Origin of the sequence: Mariniradius sediminis, from assembly GCF_021491425.1 — a bacterium.
GTDB classification, from domain to species: domain Bacteria; phylum Bacteroidota; class Bacteroidia; order Cytophagales; family Cyclobacteriaceae; genus Mariniradius; species Mariniradius saccharolyticus.
On the sequence record NZ_JAKEVZ010000007.1, the window covers coordinates 99,677 to 115,974 of the forward strand.

Here is a 16,298-nt window from a genome sequence, read left to right on the forward strand (position 1 = left end):
GCTTATTTCTTAGAGGTGATCATGTGGGTGGATTTGACGAGGGAGTCCCAGGTTTCGTCCAAAGTTTCAAGAAAAGCTTTGCCTTCGTCCGTGATCGAGTAGTACTTGCGCGGAGGCCCTGATTCGGACTCGACCCATTTGTAGGAGACCAAGGAGGCGTTTTTGAGCCGGTTGAGGAGCGGGTACAGCGTACCTTCCACCACGATCATCTTGGCTTCGGTGAGCTCTTCGATCATGTCGGAAGCATATACTTCCCCGCGGGCGATGATGTGCAGGATGCAGAATTCCAGCAAACCTTTGCGCATCTGGACCTGGGTGTTTGAAGCATTCATGGGGTATAAGTGGTTTAGTTCATAAAAGGGCAGAACGGATAGGAATCCGGCACGCTCTGCAGCCTATCCTAGCAAAACTGTACCAAAGTTTTGGACAGTACCTTGTATAGCAAGCTTCAAGGTTATTAAAAATGAAAAATTTTTTCCCGGATTTTAGAAAAAGTTTGTTTTTGATAAATGGAGCGGGATTTTCGGCTTTTTCATCCCAAGGGATTTTATTTGGGGTTGACTTGCAAAATGCCTTCTTCCAAAATAGGCTGTGGTGGGAGTGGACATTTTTATGTACGAATGCGTACAGCGGAACGCATTTTGAACGGCTTTCAATTTTGGTAAATTAGCTTTATACTTAAGGAAATATTTTTACTTTGCATCGGTTTTTACTCTCATCAATGGTGATAATCAGGTGGATGATTGGAATCTTATTGGTTTTCGGCCTGACCAAGCAGCTTAACGCCCAAACAATAGCTCCCAAATATTCCAATGAATTTATGAACATAGGCATTGGCGCCCGTGCCCTCGGCATGGGTGGCGCCCAGGTATCCTCTGTCCGGGATGTCACGGCTGCCTATTGGAATCCCGCGGGCTTGATTGGCATCAAGCATCAGCACGAGTTTGCCATGATGCATGCGGAGTATTTTGCGGGGATTGCAAAGTTTGACTACCTCGGCTACAGCACCAGCCTCGACATGGATAATCAGATTGGGGTTTCCCTCATTCGGTTTGGCGTGGACGATATTCCCGATACCCGCTTCCTATATGATGCCAATGGTGCATTGAATTACAACAACATCCAGTTTTTCAACGCGGCCGACTATGCGCTGATGTTGACCTATGCCCATGACGTAAGCGATGCGTTCAAGCTTGGTGTCAATGCCAAAATCATCCACCGCAATGTGGGTAAATTTGCGCAGGCTTGGGGTTTTGGCTTGGATGTAGGTGGTATTTACTTGATGGAAAAATGGCGCTTTGGCGTGATGCTGCGGGACGTGACTAGTACCTTTAACGCATGGTTTCACAATGCCGAATTGGTTCGCGACATCTATGCCCAGACGAATAACGTGATCCCTGTGAATTCCATTGAACTGACTTTGCCAAGGGCCATCCTGAGCGCGACACGTGACGTGGACATCAACGACGAGATCAGTGTGCAGGGCGTTTTGGACTTGGAAGTGACCTTTGATGGTCGGAGAAATACGGCCATCAGGACGGGTTTGGCCAGCTTCGAACCCAGAATTGGTTTCGAGGGGAGTTTTCGGAAAATGGCTTTCCTACGCTTGGGCGGCAGCCATATCCAGCGGATCAAGGATTTTGACGGAACATTTTATACGGCTTGGAAGCCGAGTTTCGGAGTGGGTGTTTTTCTGAACAACAAGTTCCAGATTGACTATGCACTGTCGGATATTGGAGGGATTTCCCAGACGCCCTATTCGCATGTGTTCAGCGTAAAGGTGAGTTTGAAAGAGTATGAAAAGAAATTTAGGATCAACAAAGGATGGGACAATTGAAGCCGAATAGTCTGTTTTTGGCCATAGTGTTTGTCTTGGCCTTTTCTCTCAAATCCTCTGCCCAGGCGGATTGGATTGATTATAATAGTACTTATTATAAGATTCCGACCCATACGGATGGGATTTATAGACTGAATTTTGCGAGCCTTTCAGCGGCAGGAATCAATCCCAATGTGATTGATCCACGGGAAATTCGGATGTACCACAGGGGCAAGGAAGTCGCCATCCACATCCAAGGTGAAAATGATGGAAAATTTGATACCCAGGATTTCATAGACTTTTTCGGCAGGAAAAATGACGGCACGCTCGATGCCAAGCTTTACAAAGATCCCAGCCATGTTGGCAACACCGCCTATAACCTGCACAACGATTCGACCGCATTTTTTCTGACGATTACACCGGGGATCAATGGCAAACGAATGGCGCAGCGGCAAGCCGCAGATCCCGCCGCCCAACTTGCCACATCCTACAACGATATCATCCAAAACGTTTATTTTGAGAATTTTCATTTTGGGATATTGTATACACCAGGTGTCAGGCTTTCGGATTTAGAGGAGGGCGAGGGCTGGACCAGCAGCCAAATCGGAAAGACGAATCCCCGGAATTTTGTATTGACGGACTTGGGGCAAATTCCGGCCGCCGGTGACGGAATCTTGGAAATCGGCCTGACCGGTAGGTCTGAAACCCCACACGTGGTAACCATCAGCGTGGGGCCTAACAGTACGGTCTTGCGTCCCGTGGGGACTTTCAACTTCAACATGATGCAGGCAGTGCATCAGAAAATTCCTGTGTTGGCCTCCGATTTCAACCCACAGGGACAAATTACGATCCAGGTACGGACAGCGGGCCCAGCACCCACGGATAACGTTTCTGTACCCTATATCCGATTGACTTATCCGAAACTTGTGACCAATGGGGATTTCAGTGGGCAATATTTTATCTCCCAAGCTGGCACCGCGCGGGTTCAAATCAACAACGTATTGTCAAATTACCGGGCTTTGGAGGTAAGTGACCCAGCAAACCCTGCTGTGGTTCCAGTCTCAAAAAATGGAAACCAAATCACTTTTTCATCAGGTATCGAAGATTCCCCAAGCAAAATCTGGGTTGAAAATGAACTGGATATCAAAGTCGTACCAAACATGCAAAGGGTACGGTTCCGGGATTTGATGGCGAGAAAGGCCGATTTTATTGTGATCAGCAACAGGTTTCTCAGGCGGCCTGCCGGTAGCTACGCCGACCCAGTCGCTGCCTATGCCGCCCACCGTGCCTCTCCGCAGGGTGGTGGATATGACACCTTGGTGGTCAATGTGGATGAGCTTTACAACCAGTTTTCCTACGGTGAAAAGACTCCTTTGGCGATCTATGAGTTCCTCAAAGCCTATTATCCGGTCCATAAGCCTGAGTTTTTGTTTCTGATCGGCCGGGCGACAGGTATCTTTTCCACCGCTCGGGCAAATAACATCAATTATTTCTACCGCCAAAACCCAGCGATATTTTCCTTTCAGGATATGGTGCCGCCTGCGGGATACCCCTATGCGGACCATAATTATGGTATTGGACTGGACCCGGAGAATCCCCTACTTTCCGCCATTGCCATTGGTAGGATTCCTGCGAGGACACCAAATCACGTCGCGGCTTATCTAAACAAGGTCAAGGAAAAAGATGCCTTGGGCGTCAAGGATGATTGGCAAAAGGAGATCGTCCACCTTGCGGGAGGCTTGTCTTCCTTTGAGCTTTCGCGCTATTTCAATTTCCTCAATGGATTCAAAAATATTGCCGAGGGGCCTTACCTAGGCGGAAATGTGACGACTTACCGCAAGCGCTCCAATGCGACGATCGAGTTGATCGACATTTCCAAAGAAGTCAATGATGGTTTGGGTTTGGTGACGTTTTTTGGACATGCGGCGCCTTCCATCATCGACATCGAGATCGGATTTGCCTCGGATCCCACAATGGGCTACCAAAACAAGGGCAAATACCCCATGCTTTTCCTCAACGGCTGCGATGCGGGCAACTCATTTGGAAACGCATACACATTTGGGGAGGACTGGATATTGACTCCGGACAAAGGGGCCAGCAACTTCTTCGCCCATGCCAACACAGGCGTCGATGTGTACTTGAGAAGGTATACAGAGTCTTTCTACACCAAAGCCTTCGCAGATTCTTCGATGATCTACCAGCCGGTGGGATTGATCAGGAAAGAGGCGGAAAGGTGGTTTTACTTTCGATATGGAAGCTCCATCATCAATCGCTCCCATGCTGAGCAATTGGTCATGTTGGGAGACCCGGCGGTGAAACTCTTCCCTGCAAAAAAAGCCGACTACGTACTCAAGGAGGATGATGTAGTTTTGGGCGCTTTCGACGGGCAGGCCTTCAATGCCTTGGCAGATTCCTTGAAGCTTTCTTTTGTCGTCAGAAACATTGGGCGTGTGGACGAGGATTCTGTGGAGTACAAGATTACCCGCAGGCTTCCAGACGGTTCCGTTACTAACTATCCGAGCGTAAAAATTCCGGCCATTTTCCGAAGGGATACGGTTGATTTTTCGGTACCAAACGCGGGTGTATCCGCTTTTGGGGACAATACCTTTACCCTGGAAATCAACTCGGGGAAATCAATTCCCGAAATGACCTATTTTAACAATGCCATTACCATAACCAAGTTTGTCCCGCTCAGCGGAACGATCCACTTGATCCCGGAGAATTTTGGTATTGTGAACCAAGCCAACCTGAACCTCGTCGCCCAAATTCCCGGCAAGTCCGTGGAACCAAGGACCGTTGTCGTCCAACTCGATACTGCATCCAATTTCAGTTCTCCGATCCGTCGCGAAGTACGCATCACCAGTGCCAATTTGATTTCCTGGTCCGTGAATTTGTTTGAGAACATTGCCCAAAAGGATTCGATGACCTTCTATTGGCGCTCGCGGTTTCTCGAATTAAAGGAGGGTGAAAGCGAACAATGGACACAGGGAAGTTTCTCTTTTATCCAAAACGGCCCATCAGGATGGACACAAAGGGAAATCCCGCAATTGGAAGGAAGCCAGTTGAACAACATAGAAGTAGATCCGCTCAAGCGCCAATGGAAATACACGGATAAGAAGCTCAATGTCGAGGTGTTCACTTTTGGCAACCAAACCGACAGCCTTACCTTCCGCAACACACAATTCTACTTGGAAGGCGTTCCCTACATCATCGACAACGTCAACAATGCCAACTCACGCCTGTGTCCCGATGGGTCTTTGGGTTTGGTAGCTTTTGACCAGAAGTCGCTGACGCCTTATCTCGTGATACCGCCGGAGGGTTTTGACATCCTCGATGGGCGTACCTGCGGTCGGGTACCACAAGTCATCCAAAGCATTCGGAATGCTTGGATTACCGGTCCCGGACAAAGAATTCTCCTGGACTACATCGATGGGCTCAAAGAAGGGGATTTTGTGGTGATTTTCACCGTCGGTGGCGTTACGTTTGATCAGTGGCCGGATGCTGCGATTGAGAAAATGAAACTGGTCGGCGCCAATGAAGCTGTACTCCGCAATCTTCAAAACGGGGATCCCTACATCCTTTTTGGTCAAAAAGGGATGCGCCCTGGAGAGGGTGTTGAGATAGTAGCCAAGCAGGATTTGGAGATCGAAACCAATGCGCAGATACTGGAGTTCCAGACCCAATTGACCGGGTACATTTCTTCAGGTTCCATTCTCACTCCAAGAATCGGCCCTGCCTCCGAGTGGAAGCGTTTCTTCAATCAGGTCAATCCGAGAGATTGGTTTGATGAAGGCTTGGCTTATTTTGACGTGATCGGTGTGAGGGCCACCGGTGAAGAGCAGGTACTTTTTGCCAATGTACAAGAAGGGGAGGTGGACTTGGCAACCGTGAATCCGAACCTGTTTCCTTATCTGCGCTTGCGATATGCGATGGAGGATGAAAATTCCACAGCACCATCCGTTTTGGACAAATGGCAGGTGAACTATACAGGGGTGCCAGAAGGCGTTTTGGTATTCAAAGGAACAGAAGACCGGGTGAATCTACCGGAGGGCAAAGGATATACGCTACCTTTTGAGTTTATCAATTTATCAACATTTGACTTTGCGGATTCATTGGTGGTCGAGTGGGAGTTTTTCAACACGACGACCAAAAAACTCGAGAAATTCAACAAGAAAATCCCCGCCGTAAAGGCCGGTGAAACCTATGCGTTCAACATTGACTTCAATTCCGTGGGCAAAGGAGGCGAGAATCGCGTAGGATTGATCGTGAATCCGCAGATTCAGTTGGAACAGACCTTCCGTAACAACCTGATTGATCTGGGGCTTTATTTCGTCGTGGCGCCCGACCGCAATTCGGCGCTACTCGATGTGAATTTTGATGGTGTATACATCATGGATGGGGATATCGTTTCTCCAACCGTTTTGATTACGTCGATGTTGAAAAACGACAAATCATTCTTGTTGAAAAAGGACACACTCGGCATCGAAATGTTCATCAAAAAGCCCTGCGAAGGCTGTGGTTTTGAAAAGGTGAACTTCTCCTCGCCATTGGTGACTTGGTCTGCGGCCACCGAAAATAGCAGCTTCAAGGTCGAATTTCGGCCTGGTCCACTCGATGACGGTATTTATACCTTACGCATCGTGACGGATAACTTAGGTATGGACAAGCCTTATGAGGTGAATTTTGAAGTCATCAACGAGGCAAGCATTTCCAATTTTTACCCTTATCCCAATCCATTCAGCAGCAGCGTGCGCTTTGTGTTTACGGTGACGGGTTCGGAAGTCCCGGATCAGATCAAGATCCAAATCATGACCGTCTCGGGGAGGGTTGTAAGGGAAATCCTTCAGGACGAGCTGGGTCCAATTCGGATTGGGAACAATATTTCCGAGTATGCCTGGGACGGGCGTGATGAATTCGGCGACCAACTCGCCAACGGTGTCTACATCTACCGCGTACTCGTACGCAAAAATGGACAATTCGTCGAGTTGCGGGGCACGGCGGGAGACAAAGCCTTCAAGCAGGGGTATGGGAAGATGTATTTATTGAGGTAGGATCAGTTTCGTTCCGTTTTCTTGCCGCTGAACGAAGATATTCTCAAAATACCATCTCTGGAACAGACCCCTCTATTATCAATTTCCCCTCCGTTTTGGATTGGATTTCTTCGGTGCTGACACCGGGGGCGCGCTCGAGAAGTTTGAATCCGCCCTCAGGCAGTACGTCAAGAACCGCTAGGTCGGTTACGATTTTTTTGACGCAGCGGATACCGGTGATGGGTAGGGTACATTGCTTCAAAAGTTTGGATTGGCCGTCTTTGGAGCAATGTTGCATCGCCACGATGATGTTTTTTGCCGAGGCAACCAGGTCCATTGCTCCGCCCATGCCTTTGACCATCTTTCCAGGGACTTTCCAGTTGGCGATATCGCCGTTTTCGGAGACTTCCATGGCGCCAAGGATAGTCAGGTGCACATGTCCGCCGCGGATCATGGCAAATGACTCAGCCGAACTGAAAATGGCAGACCCTTTGACAATGGTGATGGTCTGCTTTCCGGCATTGATCAAGTCCGGGTCAATTTCGGCCTCGGTAGGGAAGGGGCCTATGCCAAGCAAGCCGTTTTCGGATTGAAGGACTACGTCGAGGTCCGCGGGAATGTAGTTGGCCACCAAGGTGGGGATGCCGATCCCGAGGTTGATATATTGGCCTTTTTTGACCTCTTTGGCTATTCTTTGGGCGATTTGTTCTTTGGTCAGCATGGGTTATTTGGGTTTACGGTTGGATGAATGATCCAGGGTATTGGATGACGAGGGGGGCAGTGTTACACTTTTCTGACCGTACGCTGCTCGATTCTTTTTTCGTAGTTGACTCCTTGGAAGATTCGCTGTACATAGATGCCTGGTGTATGGATTTGGTTGGGGTCGAGCTCTCCGACAGGAACCAATTCCTCTACTTCGGCAATGGTGATTTTCCCGGCTGCCGCCATCATGGGGTTGAAGTTCCGTGCGGTGCCTTTGTACACCAAATTGCCTGCCGTGTCGCCCTTCCAAGCCTTCACAAAGGCAAAGTCAGCCTGGAGCCAGCGTTCCAGGAGGTACAATTTCCCGTCAAATTCGCGTACTTCTTTGCCTTCGGCAACTTCGGTGCCCACGCCAGCAGGTGTGAAAAATGCAGGGATTCCAGCACCTCCAGCCCGGATACGCTCTGCCAAAGTGCCTTGTGGGATCAAATCCACCTCGAGTTCCCCGCTGAGGAGTTGCCTTTCAAACTCGGCATTTTCCCCTACATAACTGGAGATCATCTTGCGTACCATGCGTTTTTTTAGCATGAGCCCAATGCCGAAATCGTCTACTCCCGCGTTGTTGGAAATGCAGGTCAGGCCCGTGATATCTTTTTCGAGTAGTGCTTTTATACAGTTTTCAGGAATTCCGCTCAGTCCAAATCCGCCAAACATCAGCGTGGCGCCCGTGAAAACGTCCGCTACCGCGGCTTGGGCATTGGAAATTGTCTTGTCAATCATATCGGTTATTTTGGGTTTCAGGTCGTAAGGAGTCGGATTGCCTGTTCCTTGTCGATGGCAAGTTGCTGTTTCAGGGCATCCAACCCGCTAAACTTAATCTCTGGTCTAAGATACGATTTTAGGCGCACACAGATTCGCCGATCATACAGATCGCCATGGAAGTCGAACAGATGCACCTCGATCGACCGGCTGTTTCCGCTGACCGTTGGCCGGAAGCCGATATTGAGCATACCTCGAAAAAGCTCTCCTTCCACGTCTACTTCTACTGCATAGGCTCCTTCACAGGGTATCAGCTTGTAATCGTGGGGGATATGGACATTGGCAGTGGGAAATCCGATGGACCTGCCCAATTGCTGCCCCTTGATGATGATGCCATTGAGCTCATAGGGGCGGCCCAGGAATTCGTTGGCTACATCGACTTTGCCTTCTTCCAAGGCTTTACGGATCTTGGTGCTGGAAACCCCCACATGGTCGACGTCTTCCCTGGGGATTTCTTCCAAGTCAAATCCAAACCGCACTTGGTTCTGCATCAAGTAGTCGAATCCACCTTCACGGTTTTTGCCGAAGCGATGGTCATAGCCTATCACCAGTTTTTTGGTGCCGATCGTATCGACGAGGATTTTTTGGACAAATTGCTCGGAGGAAAATTCAGAAAACTCTTTTGTGAATGGAATCGTCAGCAAGTGATCGATCCCGAAATGCTTCAGGAGTTTGGCTTTTTCTTCAAAGGTGCTGAGAAGCCTGATTTGGTGATCATGGGGATATAGGATCATCCGTGGATGCGGCCAAAAAGTGATGAGGACTGTTTCTCCTCCGATTTCATCTGCCAGGGTTCGAATGCGCCTTAGGATTTTCTGGTGGCCCAAGTGGACACCGTCGAAGGTTCCACTCGTGACAACGGGGTTTCTCACCGACCCGAAATCCTCGATTCCCTCATAGATTTTCATGCTGTCTGGATTTGATGAGTTCTACAGCGTCATTTACAGAGATGGCCTCTTCTAGCCTGAAATCCCCGATTCGGGTACGTATGAGTGAAGCCATGTAGGCACCGACGCCAAGGATATTGCCGAGGTCGCGGGCGAGGCTTCGGATGTAGGTTCCTTTGGAACAAACGATGCGAAAATGCACGACAGGGTTTTGAAAGTCAGTAATTTCGAAAACAGGTACTGAAACAGGTCTGGCTTCCATCACGACTTCTTGGCCTTTTCGTGCGGATTCATAAACCCGTTTTCCATCCACTTTGATAGCAGAATGCATAGGCGGAACCTGTAAGATATCACCTGTAAGTTGGGCTGCAGCTTTCTTGACATCTTCCATAGTCAGGTGTGCCGGGTCCGCTACGTCCACCACTTCCTTTTCCAAATCAAAGCTCTCCGTGGTTTTTCCCAAGACAAAGGTGCCCGTATACTCCTTTTCCTGCCCCATGTAGGTTTCGATGGATTTGGTTTTCTTTCCGGCACATACGATGAGGAGACCTGTTGCCAAGGGATCCAGGGTACCCGCATGCCCCACTTTTTTGATTTTGAGGGTGTTACGGATTTTTTTGACCACGTCAAAGGAAGTCCACTCGAGGGGCTTATTGATGAGAAAAACTTCGCCGTAGGCTTCTTGCTCCATGCTACAAATATAGGCCTGCAAAGATGGCAATCAGTCCTGCGAGCGTACAATAGATCGCAAAATAGGTGAGTTTGCTTTTTCTGACGAGGGCAATCATCCAGGTACAAGCCAAGTATCCTGAGATAAATGCTGCCACAAAACCCGCCGACATGTATCCAAATGTGGACTCCTGAAAGGAAATCACCCCATCTAGAATATCCTTTGCGATTTTTCCGAAAATCAAGGGAACCACCATGAGGAAGGAAAAACGCGCCGCTTTGGATTTGTCAATGCCTAGAAGTACAGATGTGGAAATTGTCGCCCCTGAGCGGGAAATCCCTGGAAGCATGGCAATCGCTTGGGAAATACCGATAATTGCTGCGTGTCCAAATCCGAGGTTTTTGCCCGTATTTTTTGCCTTGTCAGCCAAAAAAAGCAGCAGGGCAGTAATCAGTAGCATGAAGCCCACGAAAACCACTTTTCCTCCAAAAAACTGCTCCAACTGCTCTTCGAAAAAGAGCCCAATGATGACGGCCGGGATCATTGAGAGCGCGATTTTTGCCACAAGCTGCGTTTCTTCGTTCCATTTGAGTTTGATGACCGATTCGAGGATCAGTGCAATGTCCTTTCGAAACACGAGCATCGTCGCGAGTGCTGTAGCGAAGTGCAATACAACCGTAAATGTCAGACTTTCCTCGGGAAGGCGATCACCGCCTAGGATTGCACCTCCCAATTCCAAATGCCCACTTGATGAAACAGGTAAAAATTCCGTCAGTCCTTGAACAATGCCAAGGATGATTGCTTCGAAAATATCCATGGGTATTTACTTATCAGCTTTGTGAAAAATCGCGTAAAACTGAAACAAAAATCCCGCCAAGGTCACGATTGGTCCCACTGTTAGGCCCAATACACCGAAACCATGGGGTTCGCTGTCCAAACCGATAATGATGAATCCCAAAATGATGATGCCGAGACCAATCAGCATCAGGGTGTAATTCTTTTTGGTAAATGGAAAGTTTGAGTGACTCATATCAATAAAGTTCGTCCAAGGACATGTTTAAATATTTGTTGACCGCCTGCAGCGTGCTCAAAACCGACAGCAGTACTCCCGCTACTATCAAGACTCCAAACAACGCAAAAAGCAGCTCATTATTTTGCAAAAGCGAAAAGCCTTCGACGTTGGACTTGGTATATTCCAAAATCAAAAATAACAATAGCGAAGCAATGACTCCCGAAAGGAAGCCAAAAAGCAGCGCCCTTCCAAGGAATGGCCGTCGGATAAATCCACGTGTGGCACCCACTAGCTGCATGCTTCGGATGAGGAATCTTTGCGAAAACAGCGCCAAACGGATCGTGTTGTTGATCAACATCACAACGGTAAAGACGAGGATCAGAATAAAACCCCCCATTACCAGCGCGACCTTAAAAAGGTTCTTGTTGATGGATTCGACCAAGTCGGCAATGTAGGTGACTTCAAATACGCCGGAAATTCCCTTGATTTCCTTGACGATTTCCTCCATGCTTTCGGCTGTTTGGTATTCCTCAGAGATCGCGATAGTGTATGAATCACGAAGCGGATTGTCGTCCAAGAATTGGGTGAAATCTTCGCCGGTATCTTTTAGGAATTCTTTTGCGGCTTCATCTTGGGAGATAAAGGTCACGCCGGATTTTCCGTCTTTACGGAGTATATAGGGTTTGGCTTCCAATGTCCTGCGGATCCCCATCTTTTGGTCTACCGTGAGGTCTTTGTTCAAAAAGACCTGGATTTCGATGTTTTCCCTAATGAGGCTTGTCAGTGTTTTCGCTTGGATCACAATCACCCCAAAAAGCCCCAAAATGAACAGTGAGAGGGTAGTGCTAAACAGTACAGAGGCAAACTTGAATCTCCCCAGCTTGGTTTTCTTTCTCGGATTAATCCCCATATACGATGTGATTGGGTCAAAATTAAACAGCTTGGCCAATTAAACCAACGTATTAACAGAATTTGACTTTCACCACTTTTTTGCCTGCTATCGCATAAGCGCGGTTATCTGTACCCGAAGCCATGTTGACGATGCCTGTGAACCTGCCGAATGCAGGAAGTATCATTTGTCTTTCGTTCTGGAAAAAGCATGGAAGTACCATCCTTTGACGGGCAATGCCATAAAGCGCAATACCAGGATGGATATGTCCGCAGAAGTTGAACATTTCTGAAGGAACATCTTCTAAGGGTTCATGGCTAAGCAGAAAATTACCCAAAATGGTTGGCTTGGGGTGAATTTCCCAAACACCTGATTGGTACAACTTCTCGGGCAGGATGTCGTGGTTTCCTTTGACCAAATGAAACCCACAACCAGGGAAATATCCTGCAAATTCTTCCAAATCCGTCCAAGATTCATTCCAGTCGCTGTGGAACAAATCGCCCAAAAAATATACTTCAGTGGCGGCATGGCCATGGATGAGTTTCTGGATTTTGAGAAAATCCTGTAAATGCACCTTTTCCGGAATTGGAATGCCTGCTTTTCTGAAATGAGCAGCTTTGCCAAAATGTGGATCTGCGATGAGAATTGTCCGGAGACGGGGAATAAGAACAGCCTTTTCAGGCAACAGCAAAAACTTCTCCCCATTCCAAGACAATTCAATTCTATCTTCTTGAGGGCTAATTGCGTTGTCGGAAGAGGGAGGAATGTTAGCGGAAGGTTGCACTGCCAAACTTGATTTGAGTCTGTAAAAGTATTATTATTCGACACTCATTCATAAAAATCAAATCCATGAAGTCAATAATAAACCCAAATTTGATGCTGGTTGTCGCATTTGTTTTGCTGAGCAGCCAGTTGTATGCCCAGCAGCCCGATGCTATCGTCGGCAAGTGGTACAATACCGAGAAAGATGCCCAAGTTGAAATATTCAAAGAGGGAGGAAGGTATTTTGGTAAGATTGTATGGCTAAAAGAACCCGTAGAAAACGGGAAGCCCAAAGTCGACAAGAACAACTCTGAAAAGGAATTGCGCACCAGACCGATTATGGGCATGCGCCTATTGAACGACTTCCAGTTCAAGGGCGGCGTCTGGGAAGACGGCACGATCTACGATCCCAAAAACGGCAAAACCTATTCCTGCATCATCAAGCGAAAAGATGGCAAGACCCTCGAAGTCCGTGGATATGTTGGATTTTCTATGATAGGAAGGACCGTGGAGTGGACCAAGGTGGAGTAATTGCAAACCACCCTGATGGATTCAAGAAGGAGCTTCGGCTCCTTTTTTTATTCCCGGGTTTTTGTCAGACGCGGAGAAATCAGGACTCAAACCCCAGATATCACAACAACACGCAGATCGCCTTTTTGCTGCCGAATGCCTTTGTGCACTGACCAATTTCGGTTTTCACATTTCTATTTCAAAAGGACTCATTGCCTTTTCATTGTGTCCGCGAAAATCCGCTTTTTTAGGTATTGCATTTCTGTTGTGACAAATCCGAACCCTGAGCTGAGTGGTTTTTTGAATCTTTATTCCCAAATTCCCACTGGCACGATTTCCAGTACATGCCCAAAGGGATCTTCGAAATAGAAGCTTTCTCCGTTTTTCCAAGTTTGGGTATGGGTAATGGGGATGCCGGCTGTGGTTATCATTAGCTTCGTCGCCGAATAATCCTCCTTGCCGACTTCAAAGGCAATATGCTGTTTCCCAAACGCATAATGTGGTGGCAGCGAACTTTCCAATTTGGTCACCTCGGGCAAAAAAACACAACAGTACCGAAGTGCCACACCGGAAAAAGATGTGTCTTCCCTCGACCTTTGAAATCAAGGGCATTCCGAGTTTGCCATGGTAAAATGCCTCCGCGACCCCCAAATCGTCGACGTAAAGACAGGTTTCTTTGATTTGGGTAAAGTTCATGATTGGCTCATCGTTTTTCCCAAAAGAAAAAAACGGCCGAGAAGGCCGTCTTAACTGTGATTTCCCTCAAGATAAAAGCTCCTGAGGATATACTGCAGCTGCTCGTACTCTATCAGGAATGCATCATGTCCAAAGGTGGACTGAATCTCTCGATAGGTACCTTTGGGGACATGCTGTGCGATGAACTGGGATTCCTCCCTGACAAACAAAAGATCCCGGTCCACACCTATTGCAAGCAATCTGGATGGAATCTCGGCGAGGGCACGTTCCACTCCACCCCGACCCCTGCCTAGGTCATGGCTATCCATGGCCTTGCTAAGTACCCAATAGGAAAAGGCATTGAAGCGATTTGCCAATTTTTGGCCTTGGTACCTCAGGTAAGACGACACCCGGAATCCATCTAGTTTTTCGGATGAATCGGATTGTTTCTTGGCGAAATCCTCAGGATGCCGATAGGATATCATCGCGATAGCGCGGGCAGTTTCCATGCCTTTTTTGCCTGCTTCTGGGTGGTTTTCTCCCCATGTGCAGTCGGTCTCGATGGCCATTCTTTGGGATTCGTTGAAGGCGATTGTCCATGGAGAGGTTTTGGCATTGGACGCAAGGATGATGGTGTTCTTGACTTGATGTTGAAGCAAATACGCCCATTCGATGCCAACTTGTCCACCCAGCGAGCCACCGATAATCGTATTGATTTGATCAATTCCAAGGTGCTGACGAAGGTGTTCAAGACTCCTGGCCAAGTCCCTTGGGGTCAGATTTGGGAAGTCATAGAAATACGTCTTGCCGGTCTCGGGATGAATCGAAAGGGGATTTGTACTGCCGTAACAAGAACCCAACAGATTGGCACAGACAATGAAGTGGTTGGTTGGATCGAAGAACTTGTCCTCCCCAATGATTCCCGACCACCATTCTTGGGGATTGGCGTCGCCGGTCAGGGCATGGATGACCCAGACGACATTATCCTTCTCTGTGGTCAAATGCCCTTGGGTGGTATAAGCCAACTGGAATCCAGGAAGTGATTCTCCGGATTCTAATTCAAATTTCCCCTCAAATGTGAAGGTCTCTTGCGCCATGTCTGTAATCAGGTAATTGCTAGTCAAATTCATTCTAAGGTTGTTTTGGAATCCTTTTCCGCAACGGATTCCCGGTAATGTTGATTAGGGAAGACTGTCAAAAGCCTGCTGCAGGTCCTCTTTGATGTCTTCAATGTGTTCGATTCCCAATGAAAGCCTCAGCAGCGAAGGGGTCACGCCCGCGGCAAGCTGTTCCGCATCCGTTAGTTGCTGATGGGTGGTAGCCGAAGGTTGGATTATCAAGGTTTTCGCATCACCCACGTTTGCCAAGTGTGAAATCAGTTTGAGGTTGTTGATAAAGGTTGTCGCACTTTCCTTGGATCCTTTGATTTCAAAACTCAGCACGCCTCCGAAGCCGTTGCGTAGGTATTTCTTTGCCAGGGAATGGTAGGGGGAGGACGCAAGGCCTGGATAATTTACTTTTTGGACTTTAGGGTGTGACTCCAGCCACTGCGCGATTGCAAGGGCGTTGTCCACGGTTCTTTGGACACGTAGGGAAAGTGTCTCCAATCCTTGCAGCAAAAGGAAGGAATTGAACGGTGAAATCGCGGGGCCAAAATCGCGCAAACCTTCTGTCCTGGCGCGGATGGCAAATGCCATATTTGGCAAACCGAGCGGATTACCTTCGCCAAATACATCCCAAAATACCAAACCATGGTATCCTTCCGAAGGCTCGGAGAATTGGGGGAATTTGCCATTGCCCCAATTGTAGTTGCCACCGTCTACGATGATGCCGCCGATCGAGGTGCCGTGTCCACCGATCCATTTGGTGGCGGACGCAACCACTACATTTGCCCCGTGTTTGAGGGGTTGACAGAGGCATCCACCTGCGCCGAATGTGTTGTCTACAACGAGTGGCAGGTCATATTTTTTTGCCAATGCGGCTATTGCTTCGAAATCGGGCACGTTGAATTCCGGGTTTCCTATCGTCTCAAGATAGAGTGCCTTGGTTTTGCTATCGATCAGTTTTTCAAAATCCGCAGGATCATTTCCTTTTGCGATACGGGCTTCTATCCCAATGCGTTTGAAGGAAACTTTGAACTGGTTGTATGTACCACCGTACAAAAACGAAGTGGATACAAAATTGTCTCCAGCCTGCAGGATGTTGTTTAATGCCAAGAACTGCGCAGCCTGTCCAGATGCCGTCGCCAATGCGGCAACTCCGCCTTCCAATGCCGCTACCCTTTGTTCGAAGACATCGGTAGTAGGATTCATGATCCTTGTGTAGATGTTACCAAACTCCTTCAACGCAAAAAGATTGGCGCCATGGTCGGCTGAGTCAAATGTGTAGGACGTTGTTTGGTAAATGGGTACTGCTCGTGAATTGGTAGTTGGGTCTGGTTTTTGTCCAGCATGCAATTGGAGGGTTTCAAAACGAAAAGGTGCCATGGGATTGTTGGTTAATTGGTTATGGGAATGATTCTGAGCT

General features: G+C 48.1%; 14 protein-coding genes and 1 pseudogene. 3 read left to right on the plus strand and 12 right to left on the minus strand.

Features of this window, described 5'->3' with window-relative positions; translation table 11 throughout:
* Positions 1–2: 2 nt before the first annotated feature.
* Positions 3–332, minus strand: coding sequence for a PadR family transcriptional regulator (locus L0U89_RS10415; RefSeq protein ID WP_040478640.1), 330 nt, complete (start codon positions 330–332; stop codon positions 3–5).
* Positions 333–739: 407 nt separating this feature from the next.
* Between L0U89_RS10415 and L0U89_RS10420 the strand changes: the two genes are divergently transcribed.
* Both L0U89_RS10420 and porU2 read left to right on the plus strand, forming a co-directional pair.
* Positions 740–1,837 (plus strand): putative type IX sorting system protein PorV2, encoded by a 1,098-nt coding sequence (locus tag L0U89_RS10420; RefSeq protein ID WP_234861470.1) that lies wholly within the window; start codon positions 740–742, stop codon positions 1,835–1,837.
* Positions 1,825–6,867, plus strand: coding sequence for a putative type IX secretion system sortase PorU2 (gene porU2 / locus L0U89_RS10425; RefSeq protein WP_234861471.1), 5,043 nt, complete (start codon positions 1,825–1,827; stop codon positions 6,865–6,867). The genes L0U89_RS10420 and porU2 overlap by 13 nt, the downstream gene beginning before the upstream one ends.
* Positions 6,868–6,910: 43 nt before the next feature.
* On the opposite strand, the gene L0U89_RS10430 is transcribed toward porU2, so the two are convergent.
* From L0U89_RS10430 to pdeM, 8 genes are all read right to left on the minus strand, one after another.
* The gene (locus tag L0U89_RS10430) at positions 6,911–7,567 is read right to left on the minus strand and encodes a CoA transferase subunit B (RefSeq protein ID WP_234861472.1); all 657 of its coding nucleotides are present in this window, start codon (positions 7,565–7,567) and stop codon (positions 6,911–6,913) included.
* Between the two features lie 62 nt (positions 7,568–7,629).
* Positions 7,630–8,328, minus strand: coding sequence for a CoA transferase subunit A (locus L0U89_RS10435; protein WP_234861473.1), 699 nt, complete (start codon positions 8,326–8,328; stop codon positions 7,630–7,632).
* Between the two features lie 17 nt (positions 8,329–8,345).
* Complete coding sequence (locus L0U89_RS10440) at positions 8,346–9,275, minus strand: bifunctional riboflavin kinase/FAD synthetase (RefSeq protein ID WP_234861474.1); 930 nt, start codon at positions 9,273–9,275, stop codon at positions 8,346–8,348.
* A complete protein-coding gene (truB, locus tag L0U89_RS10445; RefSeq protein ID WP_234861475.1) occupies positions 9,262–9,945 on the minus strand; it encodes a tRNA pseudouridine(55) synthase TruB in 684 nt (227 codons plus the stop codon). Before truB ends, L0U89_RS10440 begins: the two co-directional genes overlap by 14 nt.
* A 1-nt stretch (position 9,946) precedes the next feature.
* The gene (locus tag L0U89_RS10450; RefSeq protein ID WP_234861476.1) at positions 9,947–10,741 is read right to left on the minus strand and encodes an undecaprenyl-diphosphate phosphatase; all 795 of its coding nucleotides are present in this window, start codon (positions 10,739–10,741) and stop codon (positions 9,947–9,949) included.
* 6 nt (positions 10,742–10,747) lie between these two features.
* On the minus strand, positions 10,748–10,954 hold the full coding sequence (locus tag L0U89_RS10455; protein ID WP_234861477.1) for a DUF3098 domain-containing protein: 207 nt from the start codon (positions 10,952–10,954) through the stop codon (positions 10,748–10,750).
* 1 nt (position 10,955) lies between these two features.
* Entirely contained in the window at positions 10,956–11,846 is an 891-nt protein-coding gene (locus tag L0U89_RS10460) for a cell division protein FtsX (protein WP_234861478.1), read from the minus strand.
* Positions 11,847–11,898: 52 nt separating this feature from the next.
* Complete coding sequence (gene pdeM, locus L0U89_RS10465) at positions 11,899–12,609, minus strand: ligase-associated DNA damage response endonuclease PdeM (protein WP_234861479.1); 711 nt, start codon at positions 12,607–12,609, stop codon at positions 11,899–11,901.
* 65 nt (positions 12,610–12,674) lie between these two features.
* Between pdeM and L0U89_RS10470 the strand changes: the two genes are divergently transcribed.
* Complete coding sequence (locus L0U89_RS10470) at positions 12,675–13,118, plus strand: DUF2147 domain-containing protein (RefSeq protein ID WP_040478656.1); 444 nt, start codon at positions 12,675–12,677, stop codon at positions 13,116–13,118.
* Between the two features lie 287 nt (positions 13,119–13,405).
* Here L0U89_RS10470 and L0U89_RS10475 read toward each other — a convergent pair.
* The 3 genes and pseudogenes from L0U89_RS10475 to L0U89_RS10485 form a co-directional block, all read right to left on the minus strand.
* Positions 13,406–13,793: pseudogene (locus L0U89_RS10475) on the minus strand (VOC family protein).
* Positions 13,794–13,843: 50 nt separating this feature from the next.
* On the minus strand, positions 13,844–14,902 hold the full coding sequence (locus tag L0U89_RS10480; protein WP_234861480.1) for a homoserine O-acetyltransferase family protein: 1,059 nt from the start codon (positions 14,900–14,902) through the stop codon (positions 13,844–13,846).
* Positions 14,903–14,953: 51 nt separating this feature from the next.
* On the minus strand, positions 14,954–16,258 hold the full coding sequence (locus L0U89_RS10485; RefSeq protein ID WP_234861481.1) for an O-acetylhomoserine aminocarboxypropyltransferase/cysteine synthase family protein: 1,305 nt from the start codon (positions 16,256–16,258) through the stop codon (positions 14,954–14,956).
* Positions 16,259–16,298: the final 40 nt, after the last annotated feature.